This is a genomic window from Pseudomonadota bacterium (assembly GCA_030859565.1).
Taxonomy (GTDB): domain Bacteria; phylum Pseudomonadota; class Gammaproteobacteria; order JACCXJ01; family JACCXJ01; genus USCg-Taylor.
Genome location: JALZJW010000001.1, coordinates 37,275 through 61,266 on the forward strand (window position 1 = coordinate 37,275; position 23,992 = coordinate 61,266).

General features: G+C 60.4%; 20 protein-coding genes and 1 CRISPR repeat array. Of the genes, 5 read left to right on the forward strand and 15 right to left on the reverse strand.

Going from position 1 to position 23,992, the window contains the following annotated elements; all coding sequences use genetic code 11:
- Window positions 1-204: 204 nt before the first annotated feature.
- From gltB to hemE, 3 genes are all read left to right on the forward strand, one after another.
- On the forward strand, window positions 205-4,767 hold the full coding sequence (gltB, locus tag M3436_00145) for a glutamate synthase large subunit (GenBank protein MDQ3562601.1): 4,563 nt from the start codon (window positions 205-207) through the stop codon (window positions 4,765-4,767).
- The gene (locus tag M3436_00150; protein ID MDQ3562602.1) at window positions 4,760-6,208 is read left to right on the forward strand and encodes a glutamate synthase subunit beta; all 1,449 of its coding nucleotides are present in this window, start codon (window positions 4,760-4,762) and stop codon (window positions 6,206-6,208) included. Before gltB ends, M3436_00150 begins: the two co-directional genes overlap by 8 nt.
- A 199-nt stretch (window positions 6,209-6,407) precedes the next feature.
- Window positions 6,408-7,472 carry a uroporphyrinogen decarboxylase gene (gene hemE / locus M3436_00155; GenBank protein ID MDQ3562603.1) on the forward strand — a complete coding sequence of 355 codons (1,065 nt, stop codon included), beginning with the start codon at window positions 6,408-6,410 and terminating at the stop codon, window positions 7,470-7,472.
- Window positions 7,473-7,581: 109 nt separating this feature from the next.
- Here the strand turns inward: hemE and M3436_00160 are convergent, their stop codons facing one another.
- Window positions 7,582-8,139 (reverse strand): Uma2 family endonuclease, encoded by a 558-nt coding sequence (locus M3436_00160; GenBank protein MDQ3562604.1) that lies wholly within the window; start codon window positions 8,137-8,139, stop codon window positions 7,582-7,584.
- 170 nt (window positions 8,140-8,309) lie between these two features.
- On the opposite strand from M3436_00160, the gene M3436_00165 reads away from it, so the two are divergent.
- Entirely contained in the window at window positions 8,310-9,563 is a 1,254-nt protein-coding gene (locus M3436_00165) for a cyclopropane-fatty-acyl-phospholipid synthase family protein (protein MDQ3562605.1), read from the forward strand.
- 59 nt (window positions 9,564-9,622) lie between these two features.
- Window positions 9,623-11,737 carry a glycogen debranching protein GlgX gene (glgX, locus tag M3436_00170; GenBank protein MDQ3562606.1) on the forward strand — a complete coding sequence of 705 codons (2,115 nt, stop codon included), beginning with the start codon at window positions 9,623-9,625 and terminating at the stop codon, window positions 11,735-11,737.
- A 335-nt stretch (window positions 11,738-12,072) separates the two neighbouring features.
- A CRISPR array of direct repeats spans window positions 12,073-12,613; the repeat unit is 36 nt; unit sequence TTCAATGAGGCCGCGGCGAATCACCGCGGAAAATAT.
- 206 nt (window positions 12,614-12,819) lie between these two features.
- Here the strand turns inward: glgX and cas2 are convergent.
- The 14 genes from cas2 to M3436_00240 form a co-directional block, all read right to left on the reverse strand.
- A complete protein-coding gene (gene cas2, locus M3436_00175) occupies window positions 12,820-13,110 on the reverse strand; it encodes a CRISPR-associated endonuclease Cas2 (protein MDQ3562607.1) in 291 nt (96 codons plus the stop codon).
- A gap of 6 nt (window positions 13,111-13,116) precedes the next feature.
- The gene (cas1, locus tag M3436_00180) at window positions 13,117-14,829 is read right to left on the reverse strand and encodes a CRISPR-associated endonuclease Cas1 (GenBank protein ID MDQ3562608.1); all 1,713 of its coding nucleotides are present in this window, start codon (window positions 14,827-14,829) and stop codon (window positions 13,117-13,119) included.
- A 409-nt stretch (window positions 14,830-15,238) separates the two neighbouring features.
- Window positions 15,239-15,397 carry a hypothetical protein gene (locus M3436_00185; protein MDQ3562609.1) on the reverse strand — a complete coding sequence of 53 codons (159 nt, stop codon included), beginning with the start codon at window positions 15,395-15,397 and terminating at the stop codon, window positions 15,239-15,241.
- 25 nt (window positions 15,398-15,422) lie between these two features.
- Complete coding sequence (locus M3436_00190; protein ID MDQ3562610.1) at window positions 15,423-15,821, reverse strand: type II toxin-antitoxin system VapC family toxin; 399 nt, start codon at window positions 15,819-15,821, stop codon at window positions 15,423-15,425.
- Window positions 15,818-16,057, reverse strand: a complete 240-nt coding sequence (locus M3436_00195; GenBank protein ID MDQ3562611.1) for a type II toxin-antitoxin system PrlF family antitoxin — start codon at window positions 16,055-16,057, stop codon at window positions 15,818-15,820. The genes M3436_00190 and M3436_00195 overlap by 4 nt, the downstream gene beginning before the upstream one ends.
- A 592-nt stretch (window positions 16,058-16,649) precedes the next feature.
- Window positions 16,650-16,898 carry a hypothetical protein gene (locus M3436_00200; GenBank protein ID MDQ3562612.1) on the reverse strand — a complete coding sequence of 83 codons (249 nt, stop codon included), beginning with the start codon at window positions 16,896-16,898 and terminating at the stop codon, window positions 16,650-16,652.
- Between the two features lie 73 nt (window positions 16,899-16,971).
- The gene (locus tag M3436_00205; GenBank protein ID MDQ3562613.1) at window positions 16,972-17,205 is read right to left on the reverse strand and encodes a hypothetical protein; all 234 of its coding nucleotides are present in this window, start codon (window positions 17,203-17,205) and stop codon (window positions 16,972-16,974) included.
- A gap of 214 nt (window positions 17,206-17,419) precedes the next feature.
- A complete protein-coding gene (locus M3436_00210) occupies window positions 17,420-17,572 on the reverse strand; it encodes a calcium-binding protein (GenBank protein MDQ3562614.1) in 153 nt (50 codons plus the stop codon).
- A gap of 334 nt (window positions 17,573-17,906) precedes the next feature.
- Window positions 17,907-18,827: a hypothetical protein gene (locus M3436_00215; GenBank protein ID MDQ3562615.1), complete on the reverse strand. Its 921-nt coding sequence runs from the start codon at window positions 18,825-18,827 to the stop codon at window positions 17,907-17,909.
- A complete protein-coding gene (locus M3436_00220; GenBank protein MDQ3562616.1) occupies window positions 18,824-19,378 on the reverse strand; it encodes a CRISPR-associated endonuclease Cas3'' in 555 nt (184 codons plus the stop codon). Before M3436_00220 ends, M3436_00215 begins: the two co-directional genes overlap by 4 nt.
- Entirely contained in the window at window positions 19,341-21,863 is a 2,523-nt protein-coding gene (cas3u, locus tag M3436_00225) for a type I-U CRISPR-associated helicase/endonuclease Cas3 (protein MDQ3562617.1), read from the reverse strand. The genes M3436_00220 and cas3u overlap by 38 nt, the downstream gene beginning before the upstream one ends.
- On the reverse strand, window positions 21,856-23,166 hold the full coding sequence (gene csb2, locus M3436_00230) for a type I-U CRISPR-associated protein Csb2 (GenBank protein ID MDQ3562618.1): 1,311 nt from the start codon (window positions 23,164-23,166) through the stop codon (window positions 21,856-21,858). The genes cas3u and csb2 overlap by 8 nt, the downstream gene beginning before the upstream one ends.
- Window positions 23,167-23,236: 70 nt before the next feature.
- Window positions 23,237-23,830 carry a Fic family protein gene (locus M3436_00235; GenBank protein MDQ3562619.1) on the reverse strand — a complete coding sequence of 198 codons (594 nt, stop codon included), beginning with the start codon at window positions 23,828-23,830 and terminating at the stop codon, window positions 23,237-23,239.
- Window positions 23,782-23,988 carry a hypothetical protein gene (locus tag M3436_00240; protein MDQ3562620.1) on the reverse strand — a complete coding sequence of 69 codons (207 nt, stop codon included), beginning with the start codon at window positions 23,986-23,988 and terminating at the stop codon, window positions 23,782-23,784. Before M3436_00240 ends, M3436_00235 begins: the two co-directional genes overlap by 49 nt.
- Window positions 23,989-23,992 lie beyond the last annotated feature (4 nt).

The window sequence follows — 23,992 nt, forward strand, 5'->3', positions numbered from 1 at the left end:
GATCTCGAAGTAACACGTCAGTAATATTCGAGCATAACTCAGAGCTTGTGAAAAAATCGTCGCGAGCAAAGGGAGGTCGTGTTCCGCCGGAGCGCAGGAACCGGAGTGTATTGAAATACATGAGGATTCCGAGCGCCGCCGGAACGCGAGATCCCGAGCGCAGCAGATTTTTTCACAAGCTCTCATCAGGGCGGTGATCTAGCTATGCATTGGGTTGGACATACGCAAGAGGGTCTCTACGACCCCGCATTCGAACATGACGCTTGCGGTGTCGGCTTCGTGGTCGACATACAGGGAAGACAATCCCATACCATCGTTACGCAAGCATTGACGATCCTAAAAAATCTCATGCATCGCGGCGCTTGCGGGTGTGAAGTCAATACTGGCGACGGCTGCGGCATCCTGCTGCAAATGCCACACGGATTTCTCGCCCGCGAATGCGTCAAGCTCGGGATAAACCTGCCGGCCCTCGGCCAGTACGGCGCCGGTTTGGTCTTTCTGCCGCGGGACCCGGCTCAAGCGCGGGTGTGCCGCGATCGCTTCGAGACCATCATAAGCGAGGAAGGGCAGCGCGTGCTCGGCTGGCGGGCGATCCCCGCCGACGACACGCTCATCGGCGCCTCGGCGCAAGCCGTAGAACCGAGCTTCAAGCAAGTGTTCATCGGCCGATCGGCGGAACTCAGCGATGAGGCCGCCTTCGAACGCCGCTTATACGTGATCCGCAAACGCATCGAGCACGCGATCCGGGGCTCCGATCTGTCCGAGCGCGGCATGTTCTATATTCCAAGCCTGTCGTGCCGCACGCTCATTTACAAGGGGATGCTGACCGGGAATCAAATCGAAGCGGTGTTTCCCGATATCGTCGATCCGGCCGTCGAATCCGCGCTGGCCTTAGTGCACCAGCGATTTTCGACGAATACCTTTCCCTCCTGGCCGCTCGCGCAACCGTTCCGCTACATTTCCCACAACGGTGAGATCAACACCTTGCGGGGCAATATCAATTGGATGCGTGCCCGGGAGGCGCTTTGCGCTTCGCCCCTCTTCGGCGAGGACCTCGAAAAGCTGTTCCCGATCATCGACGAGGATGGCAGCGATTCGGCGTGCTTCGATAACGTGCTGGAGTTCTTGCATATGAGCGGCCGCCCGCTCGCGCATGCGGTACTGATGATGATCCCGGAGGCCTGGAGCGGACATGAGTCGATGAACGATGAACGCAAGGCGTTCTACGATTACCACGGCTGTCTGATGGAGCCCTGGGACGGGCCCGCTTCCATCGCGTTCACGGACGGAACCGTGATCGGCGCGGTGCTCGATCGGAACGGCTTGCGCCCATCGCGTTACTACGTCACCAAGGACGGTTTGGTGGTCATGGCCTCCGAAGTGGGTGTACTGGATATTCCACCGGAAAACGTTTTGATTAAGGAACGCCTGCACCCCGGACGTATCTTCCTCGTCGATATCCGCGAAGGGCGCATCATCGATGACGCGGAGCTCAAGCACGCCTTTGCGAGCGCCCACCCCTACCGCGCATGGCTCTCCCAGAGCATCGTGCCGCTCGAACAGTTGCCTGAGCCGCCCGAAGTGCACGAACCCGATCACGCAATGGTGCTCAGGCGGCAGCAAGCTTTTGGGTATACGCACGAGGATCTGCGGCTCATCATGGCGCCCATGGCGACGACGGGCGAAGAAGCGATCGGATCCATGGGCACCGACGCTGCGCTGGCCGTGCTATCGAACCGTCCGAGATTGCTCTACGATTACTTTAAGCAGCTCTTCGCGCAGGTGACGAACCCGCCGCTCGATGGTATTCGCGAAGAGTTGGTTACCCAGACCGAGACCCCCATCGGCCCCGAAGGCAACCTGCTCGCCCCCGGACCCGAGAGCTGCCGGTTATTAAGGCTCAAAACGCCGATCCTCGACAACGGCGAGCTCGCCAAGATCCGCCATCTTGATCTGCCTGGATTTCGCTCGGTGACCATTCCGATCTTGTTCCCGGCCGCCGAGGGCGGCAGCGGGCTCGCACGGGCCATGCAGGAGATCTGCGTGCGCGCGAGCCAAGCCATTGCCGAGGGATCGACCTACATCATTCTCTCCGATCGCGGCGTCAACGAGCATTTCGCGCCGATACCGGCGTTGCTCGCGACCGCCGGCGTGCATCACCATCTGGTTCGCGAAGGAACGCGCGTCAAGGCGGGCCTGGTCGTGGAAACCGGCGAGCCGCGCGAGGTTCATCATGCCGCCGTGCTCATCGGCTACGGAGCCGGCGCCATCAATCCCTACTTGGCGTTCGAGACGCTCGACGACATGATTCATCAGGGACTGCTGGAAGGCGTCGATCGCACCCGGGCGGTGAAAAACTACATCAAGGCATTGAACAAGGGCGTGCTCAAGGTCATCTCCAAGGTGGGGATCTCTACCATCCAATCCTATCGTGGCGCCCAGATCTTCGAGGCCGTGGGTTTAGAGCGGGAATTAGTCGATACCTACTTTACCCGGACCGCTTCGCGCATCGGCGGAATTGGGATCGAGGTGATAGCCGAGGAGATCGCGTTGCGCCACCACCGCGCGTTCACGGAGCGGCCGGCCGGGAAACCCGATCTCGACTGGGGCGGCGAGTATCAGTGGCGGCGCGATGGCGAATACCATCTCTTCAATCCCGAGACGGTTTTCAAGCTTCAGCATGCGACGCGTACCGGACAATACGAAGTCTTCAAAGAGTACACGCGCTTAGTTGACGAACAGAACGAGAACCTGGCGACGCTGCGCGGCTTGTTCGAATTCAAGCTTGCGGAAAATCCGATCCCGCTGGAAGAAGTGGAGCCGGCGGAATCGATCCTCAAGCGCTTCGCGACCGGCGCGATGTCCTATGGCTCGATCAGCCAAGAAGCGCACGAGACGCTCGCGATCGCCATGAACCGTATGGGCGCCAAATCCAACACCGGCGAGGGCGGCGAAGATCCCGCGCGCTTCAAACCCGATGCGAACGGAGACTTGCGGCGCAGCGCCGTCAAACAGGTGGCCTCGGGCCGTTTCGGCGTCACCAGCGAGTATCTCGTCAATGCCGATGACATCCAGATCAAAATGGCCCAAGGCGCCAAGCCCGGCGAGGGCGGACAGTTGCCCGGCCACAAGGTCTATCCGTGGATCGCCAAGGTGCGCTTTTCGACACCCGGGGTCGGTTTGATTTCACCGCCCCCGCATCACGATATCTACTCGATCGAGGACCTCGCCCAGCTTATCTACGACCTCAAGAACTCGAATCCGCAAGCGCGCATCCACGTCAAGCTCGTGGCGGAGGTTGGCGTGGGAACCATCGCGGCCGGCGTCGCCAAGGCGCACGCCGATGTGGTACTGATATCGGGCTACGACGGAGGCACCGGGGCCTCGCCCGTAACCTCGCTCAAGCATGCCGGAGTGCCTTGGGAGCTCGGTCTCGCGGAAACCCAGCAGGTATTGGTCATGAACAAGCTCCGCGATCGCATCGTGGTGCAGACCGACGGCCAGCTCAAGACCGGGCGCGATGTGGTGATCGCCGCGCTCCTCGGCGCCGAGGAATACGGTTTCTCGACCGCGCCGCTCGTGGTCGCGGGTTGCATCATGATGCGCGTCTGCCATCTCAACACCTGTCCGGTCGGCATAGCGACCCAGGATCCGGAGCTTCGCAAGAAATTTAACGCTCGGCCCGAATTCGTTGAAAACTTCTTCCGTTTCATCGCGCAGGAGATCCGCGAGACCATGTCACGGCTCGGCTTCCGTACCGTGGACGAGATGATCGGACGGGTGGACAAGCTGGATATAAAGAAGGCCATCGCGCACTGGAAGGCGAAGGGCTTGGATTTCTCGCAGATCCTGCACCAGCCGAAGATGGGTCCGGAGGTCGCGATTCGCAGGATCCGGGAGCAAGATCACGGGCTCGATAAATCCCTGGATATAACAACACTCATCCCGCTTTGCCGGGCGGCGCTGGAGGAGCAAAAACCGCTCAACATCATTCTGCCGATCCGCAACATCAACCGCACCGTAGGCACCCTCCTCGGCTACGAGATCACGCGCCGCTACGGCGCGGAAGGTCTGCCCGACAACACTATACGCATCCACTTCACGGGTTCGGCGGGCCAAAGCTTCGGGGCCTTTCTGCCGCGCGGCGTGACCATGACGCTCGAAGGCGACGCCAACGACTACCTCGGCAAGGGTCTGTCGGGAGGCAAAATCATTCTCCATCCGCCGCGGCATTCCACCTTGGTCGCCGAGGATAATATCATCGTCGGTAACGTGGTGCTCTACGGGGCCACCGGCGGCGAAGTCTATATACGCGGCATCGCAGGCGAGCGCTTCGCGGTACGCAACAGCGGCGCGCTTGCCGTGGTCGAGGGTGTCGGAGACCACGGCTGCGAGTACATGACCGGGGGCCGCGTCGTAGTGCTGGGACACACCGGGCGCAACTTCGCGGCCGGGATGTCGGGCGGCACCGCCTACGTGCTGAATCTCGACGGCGGCTTCGAACGCCGCTGCAACCTCGGCATGGTCGATCTCGAACCCTTAACCGATCCCGCGGAGATTGACTGCATCAAGGACATGCTCCACCGCCATGCCCGCTATACCCAGAGCAGCGTCGCGCGGAAAACCCTGGCTAACTGGACGTCCATGCAGAGAAAATTCGTGAAGATCATGCCTAAAGACTACAAACGCGTGCTGGCGGCCATCGTTAAAGCCCAGGCCACCGGTGTCCCGGAAGAACAGGCAGTCATGGAAGCCGCTCATGGGTAAGGTGACCGGATTCGTAGAATACAAGCGCCAGAAGCAACCGTACCGCCCCATCCAGAAGCGCGTCCATGATTGGGGTCAGGTCATGTCGCCTTGGCCCCAGGAAGTGCTCAAGCAGCAAGCAGCGCGCTGCATGGATTGCGGGATCCCGTTCTGCCACCAGGGTTGCCCATTGGGCAACCTGATCCCGGATTGGAACGATCTCGTCTATCGAAATCTCTGGCGCGAGGCCATAGACCGCTTGCATGCGACCAATAACTTTCCCGAGTTCACCGGGACCCTGTGCCCCGCCCCTTGCGAAGGCGCGTGCGTGCTCGGTATCAATGACGATCCGGTGACGATCAAGGCGGTCGAGCTCACGATTATCGATCGGGCGTTTGCCGAGGGTTGGGTCGGGCCCGCCCCTCCCCCGCTCGAATCCGGTAAAAGGGTCGCGGTCGTCGGCTCGGGTCCCGCCGGGCTGGCGGCCGCCCAACAGTTGCGCCGCACCGGACATGCGGTCACGGTATTCGAGCGCGCCGATCGGATCGGAGGCCTACTACGCTACGGCATCCCGGAATTCAAGATGGAGAAGCGCGTTCTCGACCGGCGCTTGCGGCAGCTCGATCGGGAAGGCGTACAGTTTCGGGTGAACGCACATGTGGGGCACAATGTCTCGGCCGAGGAGCTGCGCCGGGAGTTCGATGCGATCCTGCTCGCGGGCGGTGCGTGCGCCCCTCGTGATCTGCCGGTCCCCGGGCGCGGTCTTAAAGGAATTCATTTCGCGATGGAGTATCTCACTCAACAAAACCGCCGCTGCGAAGGGGATGTCATAGCCGATGCCGAGTTTATCACCGCGTACGCTAAGCACGTCGTAATCATCGGCGGCGGCGACACCGGCGCCGACTGCCTTGGAACAGTCCACCGCCAAGGCGCGGCCTCGGTGCACCAACTCGAGATCCTGTCCAGACCCCCGGCAGAGCGCGCCGCGGACAATCCCTGGCCGCTGTGGCCGAATGTTTACCGGGTGTCGGCCGCGCACGAAGAAGGCGGCGAACGGGTCTATTCGGTATCGACCAAGCGCTTTAGGGGCGACGGGCGAAACCACGTCAAGGCGCTGGAACTTGTTCAAGTCGAAATCGAACACGTCAATGGCCGGCCAAGCTTCAAAGAGATCGCTGGATCGGGCTTTGATCTGCCCTGTGATCTGGTGCTGCTGGCGATGGGTTTCACCGGCCCCGAGAAACCCGGGATGCTGGAGCAACTCGGGATGCAGCTCACCGAGCGGGGCAATGTCCGGCGCGACAAGAACTGGATGACCAGTGCGCCCGGCGTGTTCACCGCGGGCGACATGCAGCGTGGCCAGTCGCTCATCGTCTGGGCCGTCGCGGAAGGCCGATCGGCGGCGCGCGGGATCGATAGCTTCTTGATGGGGAGTTCGGACCTGCCGGCACCGGTTTCATAATCCCAACGCCATAGTCCTACTGTGTCACAAGCCGCTGAAGGGCGCTCTGCTTCGTTGGAATCTGGCTCGAAATGCTCATTTACTGCCGTGTAAACTCCGCTTTCTCGCCCGATTCCGCCTCGCATGGCACCCCTTGATCGACTTGTGACGCAGTAGGAATAGGCGCGGTTCACACAACCGAACCCGCTTAGTAAGTTCGATGCCGTCACTGAAGAACGATCGCGTGCTGCGCGCGCTTTTGCGCCAACCGGTGGATGTCACACCGATCTGGATCATGCGCCAGGCCGGGCGCTACCTTCCGGAATACCGTGAAATCCGCGAGCGGGCCGGGGACTTCATGACCTTGTGCACGACACCGGAGCTAGCGTGCGAAGTGACGCTGCAACCGCTTGCGCGCTTTCCGCTGGACGCCGCCATTTTGTTCTCTGACATCCTCACGATTCCGCATGCGATGGGCCTCGGCCTCACGGTGCAAGAAGGGATCGGCCCGCGCTTCGCGCGCCCCGTGCGTACCGAAGGAGACATCAAGGCCCTGGCGGTACCCGATCCCGAGCAAGATCTGCGCTACGTGATGGAGGCCATCCGGCTCATCCGCAAGGAGCTCGACGGCAAGCTACCGCTCATCGGCTTCGCCGGGAGTCCGTGGACGCTCGCAACGTACATGGTCGAAGGCGGGAGCAGCAAAATCTTCCGGCATACTAAAGGCCTGATCTACGATAGACCGTGGAGCGCCCACCGGCTGCTCGATACGCTGGCGCGGGCGGTGGCCGACTATCTCAATGCGCAAACGGCCGCCGGCGCCCAGGCGCTCATGATCTTCGACACCTGGGGCGGCATGCTCACGGCGGCGGCTTTCCAGGAGTTCTCGTTGCGTTACCTGCGGCAGGTGCTGGCCGCACTGCGCCGGGAGCACGAGGGGCAGCGGATCCCGGTCATCGTATTTACCAAGGGATCAGGCGGCTGGTTGGAGACGATGGCCGAGAGCGATTGTGATGCCGTCGGCCTCGATTGGAACATCGACATCGGCGAGGCGAGACGGCGCATCGGTCGGCGGGTCGCCCTTCAAGGCAATCTGGACCCCGCGGTGCTCTTCGCCGCGCCCGAGCGGATACGCACGGAGGCGTCCGCGATTCTCGCGAGCTACGGCCAAGGCGCGGGCCATGTCTTCAACCTGGGACACGGGATCGAGCCGGAGGTCGCGCCGGACCACGTCCGGGTCCTGGTCGATGCGGTTCATGAGTTATCCGCACCCTACCACCGCTAGACCTTCCGGCACTACCGTATCGAACTTTCGGCGTTTCGGGAATGAGACGAATTGCCGCATCCGGTCGACAACGAATATGGAGTGTTCTTTACTGTCCCTCTAGGCAGAGTCAAGGCCACAACGCCGCTAGGCTGAAACGGAGCGCCTCGAAGGGTGGCGCCGAGACCTCTTCCGCAGCCTTGAAGGCGCACTCGAGCCGCCAACGGCGTTCGTGCAGAGCGTAAACCTCGAGGGTCTGCGCGTCGGGGTCCACGAGCCAGGCATGCCCCACCGCCTGCGCGGCATAGAGGGGCAGCTTGTCCACCCGGTCCATCTGCGCCGTGGCCGGCGAAAGCACCTCGCACACCCAGTCCGGCGCCAGATCGAAGTAAGCCTTCTCCGGCAAGGCGGGCATTCGCTCCCGCTGCCAGGCGGCGAGATCGGGGACCAGGATGTGCGATCCCAGGTGCAACTCCGGCTCGTCCAGGATCCACCAACCTCCGGGGCCGTTGCTGCCCTCGTCGTAGCTCGGAACCAACTTGCCGCCCATGATCGATGAGGCGCGTGCGTGCTTGGGCGCCGGTCGCGGTTGGGTGATGAGCTGCCCGTGGATGATCTGCGCGACAAGATGCGCCGGCACACGGCACAGGTCGTCGTAGGTGGCGCGGTGTTCGGCGGGGGTAGACATGGTGCAACGCCAATCGCTGGGCGAGTCTATTTTACATCGGGTCCGATGGGCCTCCTAGCGGAATCAGTTCGAGTTTCCATGAATACTATTCGATTGGGCGTTGCTAGGGTTTTCAGAGGTGTAAGGCAATGCGAAAATGGCGTTGAAATTCTTCTACCTTGACGTGTGTTATGAAGATTCAGGAATTCATTGATGATCTATTCGGTCCAGACCTTCCGATCGGCGTCCGGGCCTATGACGGAACGGTGATGGGGCCGGTCAACGCGCCGGCAATTCTCGTCATCCGTTCTAAGGACGCCCTGCGCCGGATCGCGACCTCTCCCGGGGAAATCGGATTCGCGCGCGCCTATGTCGCGGGGGATGTCGAGATAGAAGGCGACATCCATGCGTTCGTCGAGTTGCACAAACGCCTGCCGAACATAAAGCTCTCTCCGCGGCAATGGTGGATGGCGTTGAAATTGATCGGGCTGCATAACCTCCGGCCCGTCGCACCGCCCGTGGAGGAGGCAAAGCCACGGCGGGACCGCCATTCGCGCGCCAGCGACGCGGCCGCGATCGCCCATCATTACGACGTGTCAAACGACTTCTACCGTATCATCCTCGGACCTTCGATGACCTATTCCTGTGCCGTGTTCGAGTCCGATTCGGATCCCCTCGACCAAGCGCAGGCGAAAAAGCATGATCTCATTTGCCGCAAGTTGGGCCTGGGTCCGGGCGACCGGCTCTTGGACATCGGGTGCGGGTGGGGCGCCCTCGCCCTACACGCCGCGAAACATTATCGGGCCAGAGTGGTCGCCATCACGGTCTCGGATCGACAAGTGCACTATGCCCGGGACTGGGTGCGGCGAGAGGGCGTGGCCGATCGGGTGGAGATCCGATCCCAGGATTACCGGGATGTTGACGATGGACCCTTCGATGCTGTCAGCTCGGTCGGAATGTTCGAGCATGTTGGGGTTGACCGCATGAGCGAATATTTCAGCAAGATGTTTGCGTTACTGCGCACGGGCGGCCGCTTCCTCAACCACGCGATCAACCGCAGGCCGTTCCAGACCGAGGCCTTGGCGCGGTCCGGCTTTGCAAACCGGTACGTGTTCCCCGACGGCGAGCTGATCGAGGTCGGAAGGATCCTGTCCTCGATGCAACAGGCAGGATTCGAGGCCCGGCATCTTGAAAATTTACGCGAGCATTATGTGCTCACACTGAAACACTGGTGCCATAATCTCGAAGCCCGGTGGGACGCAGCCGTCACCGCTTCGTCGACCGGCCGCGCGCGAGTTTGGAGGCTCTACTTGGCGGGGTCAGCCTCGCGTTTCGCGGGCGACTGGATCCGCGTAAACCAGATCCTGGCGGTCAAGACCGAGGTCGGTCACGGAACCAGCGGGATGCCTCTGCGTCCGGACTGGGACGGGCCGTTGGGGGATTAAAAGGCATCCGGTTACGCATTCAACACGACCTGCCATTTCGTGGATCATTGAAACGGGATATGCAATCGGTCTGGTCTGGCCGGCCTTACCCCTTAGGCGCCACATGGGATGGACGAGGAGTGAATTTCGCGCTCTTCTCCGAGCATGCCGAGAAGGTCGAGCTTTGTGTTTTCGATCCTAAAGGTATGCACGAGGTGGCGCGGATCAACGTCCTGGAGCAGACCGATCACATCTGGCATGCCTATCTGCCGGACGCGCGCCCGGGGCTCCTCTACGGTTACCGTGTCCACGGTCCCTATGATCCCAACCGCGGGCACCGCTTCAACTCCCACAAGCTGCTGCTCGACCCCTACGCCAAGGCCATCGTGGGCCAGTGGCGATGGACGGACGCGCATTTCGGCTTCAACGCCGCTAGCCCGGACGCGGACCTCTCGCTCGATAGCCGCGATAATGCCCGCGCGATACCCAAGTGCGCGGTGATCGATCCGGACTTCCCCTGGGGCGACGATCAACCCCCGCGCGTCCCGTGGCATGAAACCATCCTCTACGAGTTGCACGTCAAGGGTTTTACCTGCCAGCATCCCGAGGTCCCGCTCCCACTGCGAGGGACCTATGCCGGTCTCGCTTCGGCGCCGGTTGTCGAGTATTTAGCGCGGCTCGGCATCACCGCGGTGGAGCTCTTGCCCGTGCACAGCTTCGTCGATGATCGCCGTCTCGTGGAACACGGTTTATGTAACTACTGGGGATATAACTCCATCGGCTACTTCGCCCCCGAGTCACGCTATCTGGCCACTGGACAGGTGAACGAATTCAAAACCCTCGTCAAGACCTTGCATGCGGCCGGCATCGAGGTCATCTTGGATGTCGTCTATAACCATACCGGCGAAGGCGATCACCTGGGACCCAGCTTTAGTTTCCGGGGAATCGACAACGCCGCTTATTACCGTTTAAAGCAGGATAATCCGCGCTATTACGTTGACTATACGGGTTGCGGAAACATGCTCGACACGAGGCACCCCAGGGTGCTTCAACTCATCATGGACAGCCTGCGCTACTGGGTGCTGGACATGCATGTCGATGGTGTCCGCTTCGATCTCGCCGCAGCGCTCGCCCGCGAATCAGACGCGGTGAACCCGCATGCGGCCTTTTTCGACCTCATCTCGCAGGACCCCGTACTGTCCCAGGTCAAGCTCATCGCGGAGCCCTGGGATCTCGGCCCCGGCGGCCACCAAACCGGCAATTTTCCGGCCGGTTGGAGCGAATGGAACGGCCGTTACCGCGATGCAGTACGCGAGTATTGGAAAGGAAGCGGGGGGGTGATTGGCGAAGTGGCCTCCCGGCTTACGGGCTCGAGCGATCTCTACAGGCACCGGGGGCCTTACGCGAGCATCAACTACATTACCTCTCATGACGGATTCACCTTGCAGGATCTGGTGAGCCATGACGGCAAGCACAATGAAGCCAATCGCGAGGATAATCGCGATGGCGAGACGCATAACCGTAGCTGGAACTGCGGCGCCGAGGGATCCACCGAGGATCCCGCGATCCTGAGCCTGCGCGCCCGGCAAAAACGGAATCTTCTAGCCACCCTGCTGCTCTCGCAAGGAGTGCCGATGTTGCTCGCGGGCGATGAGATGGGCCGCAGCCAAGGCGGCAACAACAACGCCTATTGCCAGGACAATGCCACAAGCTGGATGAATTGGAACCTCGCGGCCACCGACTTGGAGCTGCGCGCCTGGGTCGAGCGTCTGATCCGCTTGCGCCGGGAGCATCCTCTATTCCGGAAACGCAACTTTTTCCAGGGACGCCAGATCGGTGACAACTGGGTCAAGGATCTCCTCTGGTTGCATCCACAGGGCAGCGAGATCAGCGACGAGGAGTGGCGCCAACCGTTCGCACGCTGCATAGGTATGTACCTCGCCGGACACGGGCCTACCGAGATCGACGAACGCGGTCAGCCCCTTGCCGATGATGATTTCCTGGTCTTGCTGAACGCGCATCACGAGACCATCACGTTCGTGCTGCCGTCGTTTCAAGACGGCGTTTGGGAGGTCGTGCTGGACACCGCTTTCGAAGCAGAAACGGCGGTCGAGAGACGATACGCTTCCGGGATGAGCTATCCGCTCCAAGGCCGTTCGCTTGCCTTGCTGCGGCAAACCAGTGAGCGCGGATAGCCCGGAACACGAGCTCACAGAGGTTCGTGCGCATGTTTGTTTCTCGCGGGGGAACCTCGGCGCTCGTAGCAGCTTCACCAGTGCGGCGACGAGACCGGCTTGAAGCAGTAGCATCCCGGCGACCCATTTGATGAAGTCGCCTTTCAGGCTCGCCAGCTCCGCCCGGAGCCGATGTTCCGATTCGCGGAGATCGGCCTTGGTGGCGAAGTCGGCTGCTCCTTGAGCGTCCTTGATTTTCGCTTCCTAATCCGGGAAATCCCCGGCCTGCGCGATTATACATCGGCCTTTGGTCGTCACGAAACCAAGAGCCTCGCCTAGCGCCCAGCTTATTTCGCTTCAATGAGGCCGCGGCGAATCACCGCGGAAAATGTGGCCATGGGCCGCACGATGCCAGAATCGGTTGAGCTTCAATGAGGCCGCGGCGAATCACCGCGGAAAATAGCCTCGGTCATCGACTCGAGGGTCTTGGGCGGGCCGCTTCAATGAGGCCGCGGCGAATCACCGCGGAAAATATCATGCGCCACTTCAAGGGCGTCTCGGTCGGCCAGCTTCAATGAGGCCGCGGCGAATCACCGCGGAAAATATACCCTTTCGATGCATATCAAAGGCTGAGGTCGAGTTTTCAATGAGGCCGCGGCGAATCACCGCGGAAAATATGCCCCGACAATAGTCATGAGTGCCGCGACAATCGTGCTTCAATGAGGCCGCGGCGAATCACCGCGGAAAATATCGTAGCGCCCCCGCTGTAGCAAGCCGAGGGAATCCTTTTCAATGAGGCCGCGGCGAATCACCGCGGAAAATATGAAAGGCTGAACGCGCTGAACGTGCAGAATATCGATTTTCAATGAGGCCGCGGCGAATCACCGCGGAAAATATAGACCTTCTGCGAACCGGCATGGGCAGGCCGCTTGGTAGGACGTTCTGCGAGCGGTCGTCCGGTCAAAGGTTCACGGGCTGGCCAAAGGTCCGGCATTACGTCACCTTACGACAGTAGTTTCCTGATTGTTAAGGAGGCGCCGTGTGCGAGCGGTCACTAGGGTTTCTGCCATCACAGAAGCGCTCGCAACCGCGAAGCAGCCATGCTACACGATGATAGGCGCGCGTTCGAGGGCCTTGAACTGCTTGCCCAGGCTCACGACCCTCGGCACCACCGTGTCGGCGGACCCGAGATCGAGCATCAGTACGTGATCCTGTTCATGATGGATGATCTCGTCAAGGGTAGCAACCAGCTCTGCATGCCGTCGCCGAGTGAGGCGGCATTGGAAGACGGAGAGCTGTAGCCATTCTCCGTAGCCGTTCATGAGGGAGAAGATGGCCCGCCAGCGCTTGGGGTCCGAGATATCGTAGGTCACGATGAACAAGTGCTCGTCCATGGTCCCTCAGCGCGTCGTGAAATTCGGGTACTCGGTGATGTCACCGAGCAGGAAGCGGCCGAGAAGCCTTGCCTGGACCTCGAAAAGTCTCCGGTAGCTCAGGCGGTATCCGAAGACTGGGTGCGTGATCTCGTGGTCTATCCGCCGCTCGAAGGCGGCGATGAAACGCTTGCGCCCGTCGTTCGTTAGATTTACCGCCCCCGCGGCGGATATGAAATCGGTAGGTTTGACCTCGCCGTTGTTGATGGCTTGGATGACCGCCGAATCCGCCACGAGTGGCCGGAACGGCTCCATCATGTCGAGCGCCAGGGCAGGCCGGCCGTAGCGCGGCTGGTGAAAGAAACCCCGGTAAGGGTCGAAACCGACGGCGGTGAGTGTGACAGTCCAGGTGCGCACCAGCAGGGCATAGGCATAGGACAAGAGCGCATTGACGGGATCGAGCGGCGGGCGGCGGTTTCGCGTCGTGAAATCAAAGGCGAAGCTTGCCGTATCGGGATCGCGTTTGATGAGGTTTGCGAAGGCGCCGAAGTAGCGCGCCGCCGCCGCGCCCTCGAACCCGAGCAGGCTGCCGAGGTCTTGTGCCCGGCCACCTTGATTCGCGTCGTGCTTGAGCTCGGCCACGAGGTTATCCGGCGGTGTTTCTTCACGCCAGTTGCGCCGCATCAAGGTGCGGCAGTTTTGGATCTTGGCACGCACAAAACCCTCGGCCAGCGCGAGACAAACCCGCTCGTCGAAGCTCGCCCGATACTGGGCGGTGCGCAGCTCGACGTTCTTGTGGCCGGTCCCCTGCGTATGCCCGAGGAACCAGCCGCCGTAAGAATGCCAGGTGACCGGGATCTCCCGGCTCATAAGCTCGTGCAGGATGGGTGTGGTCAAATAGATGTTTCCCATCAACACGACCTGCGAGACATCGATGAGCCTGGCCGTGGTGACGAGGTTGTCCTCCACGAACACCTCCAGGGTCTCTCCGCGCTTGCGGACCGAGCCCCCGCGCGCCTGCACGTACAGCGGCAAGGCAGTGTCGTGAGCGACGCCGAGGGGACGCGGGCTCGGCCCGCCACGCTTGAGAAAATTGACCTCGTCGGGGAGACAGATCCCGACGAGCGAGCAGCGCGGGCATTTGGGACTATCCTGCAAGGGCGGCGGCATCTGGCCGCCCGCCGCGACGAGCCGCAGACCGTTGACGGCCGCGAGCGTCAGGGCGCGCAACTCCTCGTCGAACTCGACGCGCTCGCGCTCGCGCGAAGCCGCGAAATAGAGGATCCCTTCCTCGCATTTATAGCCGTGCTCCTCCAGGATCATCCCCTGCACGCAGAGCTGCACGCGTTCCGCATCGTAGGCGCCCTTCGCGACATGCGGCCGCTTGCCGCGCTTGTAGTCCACCGGAGTGACCGCATCCCCTTCGCCCTCGACGAGATCGAGCTTCGCGATGAGCCCGAGGCGGGTCGAGGACAACGTGATCGATCGCACATGGAAGCGCTCGCTGGCATCGACGTCCACCGGATCGGGCAGGGTGCCGGCCGGCTTATCGACCCGCCGGTGCTGGTAACGTCCTTCGACGGTATCGCCGCTCTCCGCCCACTCGCCCTGCACCCACTCCAGATAGGCGAGGCGCGGGCAATACTGGTACTCGTTGACCATCCGCGCCGGCAACAGCGGCTGGTCGCCGGAGATCTCGGGAAAGGGGAGTGGCAGTTCGGTTTGCTGGGCTTCGTTCATACGAAGCCCGAAGCACGTTTAATGCCTCATACCGTCAGCAACTTCCGGGTCGGTAACGTCAACGATCGACTCAGAGGTTGTGAAAAAATCGTCGCGAGCGAAGGGAGGTCGCGTTCCGCCGGAGCGCAGGACCGTTTCGCACGGAGCGAAACGGAGCACAAGCCCCGAAGGGGTGAGTCTCAAGGATGAGACGAACAACCGGAGTGTATATTGAAATACATGAGGATTCCGAGTACCGCCGGAACGCGAGATCCCGAGCACAGCAGATTTTTTCACAAGCTCTCAGATTTGGCAGGAGTCGTTCTACTCATACCCCGGCCTATGGGACTAGAGTCGAACCGTGAGCGCGAGCCATCGGCGCACCTGTGCATGCTGGCTGGCTTCCCAGGTCGTCAGGTCCCAGTCGATGTCATGAGTCGTTCGGGTCATTCTTGCCGTCGCCCTCGATGAGATCGAGCTTGGCGATGAAGCCGAGACGGTTCGACGAAAGGGTGATCGAGCGCGCATGGATGCACGTCTCCGGATCGGTATCCTCCGGTTTCGGCAGATCGCCGCCCGGCCGGTCCACACGCCGATGATGAAAGCCTCCCTCCTCAGCCTAATACGCGAAGTCCGCCTGTCTTTGCCGCTTTCTTGTCAAGCGTAGCCGTTTCCAAGCACCCGGCCTCACGGTTCGTCTCGCCGAGCAGGCAATCGGCGAAATCGGCGCCTCCCGATCGGTACATCCGCAACGCCGCCCAAACGGCAGAAACGTTCTCGATTCGTAGCTGATGGGTGCGGATGATGCGTTCAAGCGCGCTAGCAATATCCTCTCGTGCATAACCATAGGCGCTTTCGAGCACCCACACCGTTTCGCACAGAACGATCCGATTGATGAAACAAGGGTCCTCGCGCGAGCATTCCCTCGCGATGAAACGGCCCGCCAGCCGCGCCTGTGAGGCGTCATCCTGAACCAGGTGGCGAATTAAGACGTTCGTGTCCAGGCCCTTCACCGCCGGGATCCGCGTTTGCGAATCGCGGTGTTCATCTCATCGAGCGAAACCACACGCTTTGGGCGCGGCAACGCACCCGCGAGATCCGCCGCGTCGAACGACGCCGGGACGACCACCACCCGCCCATCCGATTCGATGATGAACTCGATACGGTCCCCGGGCCGCAAAGCCAGGTGGTCCCGGACTTCCTTTGGCACGGTGGTCTGGCCTTTGCTGGTGAGAGTCGAGGCAGTCATGGCATTCCTTACAATAACTATTGTTCCTTACTTTACCGTAAGGCCTGCTTCCGAGCAATCGTGAGACCGGGATGCTCGTGCTATCCGAACCTGCACATGTCCGACCGGGTGCAGTTCAACTCAAGAATGCAGGATGGCTTAAGCGTACCGTCTACGCCGTAACCCACGATGCGATGCTACCCATATCGCCAGTCGTTCACGCTCTCGCAAGTATCGCCTAGACCCCATGGCTCCGTTCCATAGTGCGAGTGGCACGGCAAGCTTGCAGCGACAAAGCGGACGATGCGAGCATCTCATTCAGAGGACCGCGCACCGGCTGCCGCGACCGCAGTATAGCCGGTACTGCAATCCATGCGGCCTGCCTCTCGTTAGCAACGGTAATCGCCAGATCACCATCTCGATGGCCACATCTTCCCGCCTGTCCGTATAGCGGAGGAGCTGCCGGGCCTTCATGATGGCGCATCATACCAAAATCGTACTATGGCGCAGGGTCCCAGAGCCAGCCGCCATTCCTGGCCCAGGAAGTCGGACATCTTTGAGATCCGGCTAGCCCGACTTAGCCGATTCGGGGGTACGAGCGCCCGGACGAATTCTAAGACGATCCCCGATTATCTCCGGTAACGCCACTGCCGCCACCGGCGACGGACGCAGGGGTGTCTGTGGCTGCATTACGCTCGCTCGGTGGCGGTGAGCGCGCAATTCGCGCTGCAAGCTCCGCCATCTCCTTTATCGCCTGCAGCCGCTCGCGTAAAGTGAGCGTGAGCCATCGGCGCAACTGTGCACGCCGGCTGCCTTCCCAGCTCGTCAGGCTCCAGTCGATATCATCATCGGTCTGACTCATCCTGTTTCCCTTCATTCAGGATCCAGCGCAAGTGCTGAATGTCGGCGAGATCCCGCGGTCTGGCTGCTGCTTCCTACATTCTAATCAGCGTCGGGATCGAAACGAAACGCACGGGAAGTCCGGGCGCGAGCTCGCCCTTGAGGGCGCTGTCGTATTCAGTGTCGAATTCGAAGGGTTCGGTAACGAATACGTCGACCGACATGGACTTATGCCGATCGCTGAAAAAATTCAGTACCTGCATGCCCTTCTCCTTGATCCACAGCTCGCGCCGCGCCTTGTCCGAGAACGCTTCCGCCGTTACCGGCACCAACGGCCTGTAACCAAATACGACCAGAGCATGACGCGGCAACGATGTTATCGACCCCAAGCTCAGCGATCAGGTCGAGTCCATCGTGAAGCGCGGATACCCGTGCGCGCCCACGGCGAGGCCCCCGGCATCCAGATACCTGACTCCCGCTACGTTGAGGGCTCCGACAATCGCCTCGATACTCGCAAGATTCATTATTTATCGAATGGGCGTCCTAAAACGTATGACTCATGGTAACCCAATAGTGCCAATCTTCGGCCGCCTCGCGGGTCTCAAGCTTGCTTTCCACTGCTTCGACCTGAGACAGCGGCACACCGAGCTTGCCGCCGGCGAATCGGATCAGAACGAAGATCTCCGCTATCGACATTACCCCGACCGACTCGCCCTTTTCAGGGGAGGGATTGACCGCTTAGCGACCACTTGCCTCGAAGAGAAACTCGAGCTTGTCTTCACGAGGGAGTAATAGAGTTCCCAGAAATACCTCTCCCCTTGGCGGGAGAGGGTTAGGGTGAGGGGATCGCATTCCCCCAGCCCATAAACGCTCTTCGGACGCATAAGCAACGACGACGATCCCTGTTCGATCTGCTGCTCGCTCCCTACCGGCAAAAGGCTTGCGCGCTGGTCTCGAAGACGAACGACCGAGACTGACGTTGGGGTAACACGCGAACCCGAGTATCAGTCGCCTTCAGATAACATAACAATTACACCGGCACCGCCGGCGTGAAGTTTTTGTATTTGCCCTGAGTGATTCTCTGGCAACGATAAACTTCCCGGATTCCGAGCGCGGCAAGCTTGTGCCGATTAGGCTGTTCTTCCCGTAACTCGCGCAACGCAAGCAATGACCGCACAATGTCCATACTCACTTCTGGCTCCCAAATTGGCCAAGTCCACAACGCGCCGTCACCTTTTCTAATTACGAATCCGGTCGTCTCCAACTGAGTCAACAAAGGTGCGGTCGGTACGAGCGGCAATCCTTCGATGGCGAGCCGATTTGCTCCCCATACGCTTCCCTGCTTATCACGCGCCGGGTCGCCGCTGGGTTCATTCCAGCGCAGCGCACGACGAACATCATCCCGGAAGTCCCAGCGCATAGTGTGTCCATTTGACGTAGGGTCATCGTAACGCCAGGGCTCCAGGAGCGCCTTCGACAAATGTTCCGCCTCGGTGTCATTGACGAACGTGCGAATGCTACCTAGAAAACTAGTCTGGCCGCCTCCCAGCAGTTTGAAGGCTGTGCTCGACATCTTTTCGTCTTTGCCTGGTACAGCCGATCCGAAGGCCGCCAGGAAATCTACAAATTTTCGCTCAGCCGTTGTGGCGTTGTCACAAGCTTCCTTTGCCACCTTCGCGAACTGATCGAAGGTTATGGAGAGATCGTCCGCGAACGTGAATGCCTGATGATTCCGCATGCACGCCAGTGTGGCTGTCAAGTCTGCAATAAGATCAACCTCCTCTTCCGTTCCCACAGAAAGCTCCGGACGCCATCCGCCTTCGGCTTCCTTCCACGCCATACAGCAACGATAGTCTGGCCAAGCCAAGGCAGCAGTTCTTAAGGTACCGAGTGCGGCAAGGAAAGCAAGCGGATTGCCGCCATCCAGTCCTTTCAACAACCAGCTATTCAAACGTCGCCTTCATCAAGGTCATCCCGCTGTTCGGCTTCGCTGCGTCGGTGGTCGGCCAGCCGCAGGATGGCCTCAAGCCAGGTAAGACCCCACACTCCGTAGCTTCGTGTCAATCGCCAGAAACGATCGGCCACACCTGAATCCAACCTCTCCAAACCGGTGGAAGTGGAATGGCCGAGGCAGTGCCCCAGAAAATCCTTTGTCACGTGTACAGGATTGTCATCGAACACCACCGGTGCGAAGGGGCGGCAGTAGCCGTGGTGACTCTCGACAAGATGCAGGACCAAGTCGCGTAAGTCTGGATCGGCGGGCAGGCAATTGGGAACGCTTTCCAGCAAGCGGACGGAAAGGAGTTCATGCCTCCCACCCTTGGGATAATTGGCGCGTTCCCGCGCCTTTTCACTTTCCCTCCGCCCCTGTGGCAATTCCTCGGACTTGGCTATCAACTCGCCACGAGCCCATGGGTTACCACCCTTTAGCCACGCCTGAAAACGCGGGTCTGCCTTTCCCAAGTCATGGGAACGGGCTGCAAACTCCACTACCTGAACCATGGGCTCCGACAAGGCGCAGCCCTCGGCGAAACGGCGGGCAAACTGCGCTACCCCCCAGTAAGTGTGCGTCGAGCCCGATGCGTCGCCCACCAGAGGAAGCAGTCGTATCGTCTTCATCTGAGAAGGCGTCCGCCTCACCGGCGCGGGCAGTAAGGCGACGGCTACCGCGAATCACCAGCCCACCCGCGGGGTGGGGCACAAGACCACGAGTCAGCTTGCGATCAGCAGCAAGGTTATTGGCAATTTCTCTTAACCACGCTGGAGCAGTAGTGTCCTTCGCCAACGCCCCCAGTGCCTTCCGTAAGTCTTCCTCCAACCCATCCGGATCGTCTTCGAGACGCTGCGATGCTTCTCCAATCAGGTTATGTAACTGTGTCGTTGCGGGTGATTCGGGAAAGCTCGTCATGAGTTCCGGGCGAAGTCGCAGTACAGCCTTCGCGCGCGCCAAGCGATGTGCGCGGTCGCCCCAATCGATAACCGGGTGTCCATCCAACCCTGCCGTTAAGTCACCGAGGACATCCCATCCGCCGTGCTCTGCCGGAATCACCACCACATCACCCGGATGGACCTGATTCGGATCATTGATCACTTCCGAATCGTCCCGTCCACGCCAGCGCACTACGTTGCGTAGTTTTTTGCCGATCCCTTCAGGAGATTCGTCCGCTGGTGCTGCTGCGCCTTCTACATCGGCATCATTCTGATCGACGGCACTGTCTCCACCAAACCATCGCCCAAACGTCGCCACAGGTACCGGCAGGCATTCCGGAGCAGACGGTGGACAGAGAACCAAAGTTTCCAGCCAATTATCTTCTTGTCCAGGTGGCAGATCGGCGCGCCAACACACCTGTACATCAGCCGACGCCCGACCGACACCGTGTAGAAAAACCGCCACGTCTGGTGTGGGGGTCGGCTGTGGCGCCGTCTGCACCCAGCAATCCACATGGGATGGCAGCATCACTGGTGCGTGAAGCGAAGGCGCATTTAGTTTCATCAATTCGTCTCTACCGGGCAGTTTCTTCGCCAAGGCTGCAATACCCATGTCGAACGTCTTGGTCTTGCCGCCCTTTTTCACAAGCCATTTCCAAGTCTCGGCGAGCGACGCGCCATACACGGGATCGTCGTCACTCTTGGCGGCTTGGTCTGCACGCACGACAATGGCGGCCTTCGTTTCGATCTTTCGCCCCATGCGATTAAGCCGACCAAAGCGCTGTCGCAAAGCGTCGAGACTGGCGCACTCGGTTACCAGAACATCGAAATCAAGATTGGCGCCTACTTCGAGGGTTTGAGTGGCCACCACGAACATCGGTCCGGCAAGCTGCCGATCCTTCGAACAATCTGCGGAGAGCACGGCGAGACGCTGCTCTATCACATCATCCTTGTCGATGGAGCGCATGCGCCCGGTGAGCAACACTGCCGCGTCGCCGTATTTCTCCGCCAACAGTCGGTGCGTCCGGCGGGCTACAGCTACGCGATTTGTGAATACCACAGCGGCAAGGGCGCGATCATCCATCAGAGCGCAAGCCTTGTCCGCCAGCACGTCAGCGAGTTTATCACCCGCATTTGCCCGTAGGTCATTCAGTTTCTGTCGTAGCCACCGTTTTGCGTTTGTGCCCTTTGCCTCCTTCAACGCCTTAAGCTTCTCCTTGATTTCTTCCGCCAGTTCGTGGTCAGCCGGCGATACGATTTCCACTGGTTTTCGCGCAAGCTGGCGGTCACCAAGCGGATGTCCAGCAGTGCCGGGTTCGTCGGAATCATCCAGGAAGATATCGTCCAGTCCATCCGGCGGTGTGGCACTCATCACCACTGGATTAAACGGGGTCTTAGGAATCGCATCACCCCATTGGCGGTACTTGTTCACCGCGCGCAAGGTTTCAAGGAAGGGTTGCGCGCAATGGGCCTCGTCCAACAGAATCAAGCTGTCATTGCCAGTGAGCCCCGCCTGTATGGGCCAAGCCTTAAAAGATCGTCCATAACCACGGAAGAGGAGGCGTGAGCCCAACTGGTCCACCGTGGAGCAAATGACTGCCGGCTGTACGGGAGAGTGTGCCCAGGCATCGGAACGATACATTCCGCCGCGCAACTGGTAACACAGCAAGGGGTCATCGCTCCCCGCCAGTTGCCGCAGTTGATCGGCCACTCCGCGCAATACCGGAACGTCGGTTGTACGTAGTTTGTCCGCCAGCTTTGAAGCACGATCGAAGGCTTCGTCTACGATCACCCGACGGTCCACCACAAAGAAAATTCGGCGCGGAGCGGTAAGAGGTTTCCCTCTCTCCAACCGGTGTGCTTGAGCAGCCACGGCGAACACTGCAATGTCGATGCAAGCCGTCTTGCCGGATGCGGTAGGCAAGGCGATCGCTTCCGGCCAGGGGGCGGTCCCGTTTGTCAGAACCCGTTCAGCCAATTTCTGTTGCCACCGGAACGGAACATGACCCCATAGCGCGATGTAATAATCGCGAAAATCAGTGGCGGATAGCTCAGGCATCGTGCTCGATTCCTTGGAGGAGCGGCCGGCACAGCCCGTAGCCGCGAAAGCGTCCGGCACCTACTAACACGGGCCCCTCAACCTCTTCGCCGAACAGGATGACCGCGTGTGCGTGGTGCATGCGTCCGCCGTTCTTCTTGCGAACTAAAGAAGGGAACTGATTGCTACGTGGCACGCCTTCGAGCATCGATACGGGATGAAGCAGCACCTTGTCCGGACGAGGAAGGTCAATGCGCTCACATGCGTCCTTGACGCCTTCCGCTGCTTGTTCCCATTTGTCCTTGCCATCGAAGTGGCGATCCAACACCACGGGCGTGACGCTTGCCCACGCCGCCGCTCGGCTAGTCCAGGTTTCGGGACGCAGGTTGACGGGCGGAGATTCACGGATCTCCAGCTCCACGACGCATTCGAACCAGCGCCCATCAAATAAGCGATGACGCCTGGGCAGGCCGTGTTCGTCGCGCAGCCAGTGTTCCAACACACCGGCAAACTCCTCCGCGGCGATTGCACGCGGCAGTGCCAACGCGACGCCCATCAAACGTCCATCCGCATGCTCCCGCCCCACGAATGGCAGAGGCACAAACGCCACATGCGGATTATCACTGGGTTTGCCGTCAGGAGCGTGTCCCGACAACCACTCCGGTACCGGTTGCGATATGCCTGCCATCATGGCGCCACGCAACGCTTCGGTAATGCGCAATGTTGCCAATAGTGACAATCGCTTACCGGTAAGCGTCAGTACCGCAAGGCGCGGATCGAACATGCTGCCGCGAACCTCTTTCTCCAATTTACCCGCGGGTACATCGTAACCCTCGTAGCGCCCCGGATCGGGTCTCAGTCGCTCGACGATGCCTGAGAGGTATGTCTGGCGTTCCTTCTTGATTTGATTTTTCTGTGCGCCAGTGGCCGTTTGTTCCTTCGCCCAAAGATCGTCGGCTTTGGCGATGTGATATTCGCGTCCGCATTTCTTGGCCAAATAGTCGAGCCGTCCCGGCCCGGGAACCCGCAAGCGGTGACGAGCTACGCTTTTTCGAACGACGAGCGTTGGTGGTGGTGGAGATTCGGTGAACCACATTTGCACCAAAGAGGCAGGATGCCCAATAGAGATCACTTTGCGGCAAAGGGTGGTTAGCGGTTTTTGGTGGACGTCCGGTAAGTTTTCGTCCCAGACGAGATGTACGATCGGGTTGTGTGGGACGGCAACAGGAAACGGTCGCGGTTGCCGGTCCCGTCCGATCTGAAACCCACCCATCACCGCAAAAGGTTTTTCTACTCTAACTCCACTCTTATAGCTAACGGAGATGGGGTTTGCCGAATCGTTACTGGGAACGAAACTGACAGTGGGAGCATTCCTTTTGTGCGCAAAGCGCTCGCTAGCATTTGAAGCTGCGATACCAGAAGCGCCTCCGCCAGACGTTCGTCAGCGGGCGCCAATCGTTGCGGTCCGCGGCCTGAAGGGCCGCAAGATATTCGTTGATGCTTGCCTGGACGGCAGGCACCAGCCGGACCGGAGGAAGGTCAAGTCGACGAAGGACCTCTCGTAGCCAGACTCGGGTCACGCGCCCGTTGAAATCGGCGAACGGATGAATGAAAAGCAGGCGTCCCTCGGCGAAGGCAAGCGTTTCCAAGAAGGCCTCGTCGTTGACGTTGGGTAGGCTCGATAGGCGCGCCTGAAGATCGAGTCCGTACTCCCGGACCAGCGCCGGCACGCGAAAGAATTCGGGCGCCGCATGCGCACCGACGGTAACGTTGGTCCGCCGCCAGCCGGCAAGCTGCGGGACGAGATCGCCGCAGAGCAGACGCTGGAACTGTAGGAGAAGTGCATCGTCGAGTAGGGATTGCGAGAGTTCGCCACTCTCGACTCGCCGTTCCAGAACGAGAACGTTACGCGCGAGGTGCGGCGCGAACTCGGCGTAGCTCAGGATTCCGAGGCGCGTTTCGACGTATCGGGGGGCGTGTCGAGGTATACGAGTTCCGCTTGCAGCGCCGCCAGGTCCACCGGTTCCCCCTCGAAGGCCATGCTCTCGGCCACGTTCATCGGGCGGTTGCGGCGTATGCGGGCCTGCTCCTCCACCGGCAGCGTGCGCCAGCGCTCGATCACTTGCTTCCATTTCATGGAAGACATTATC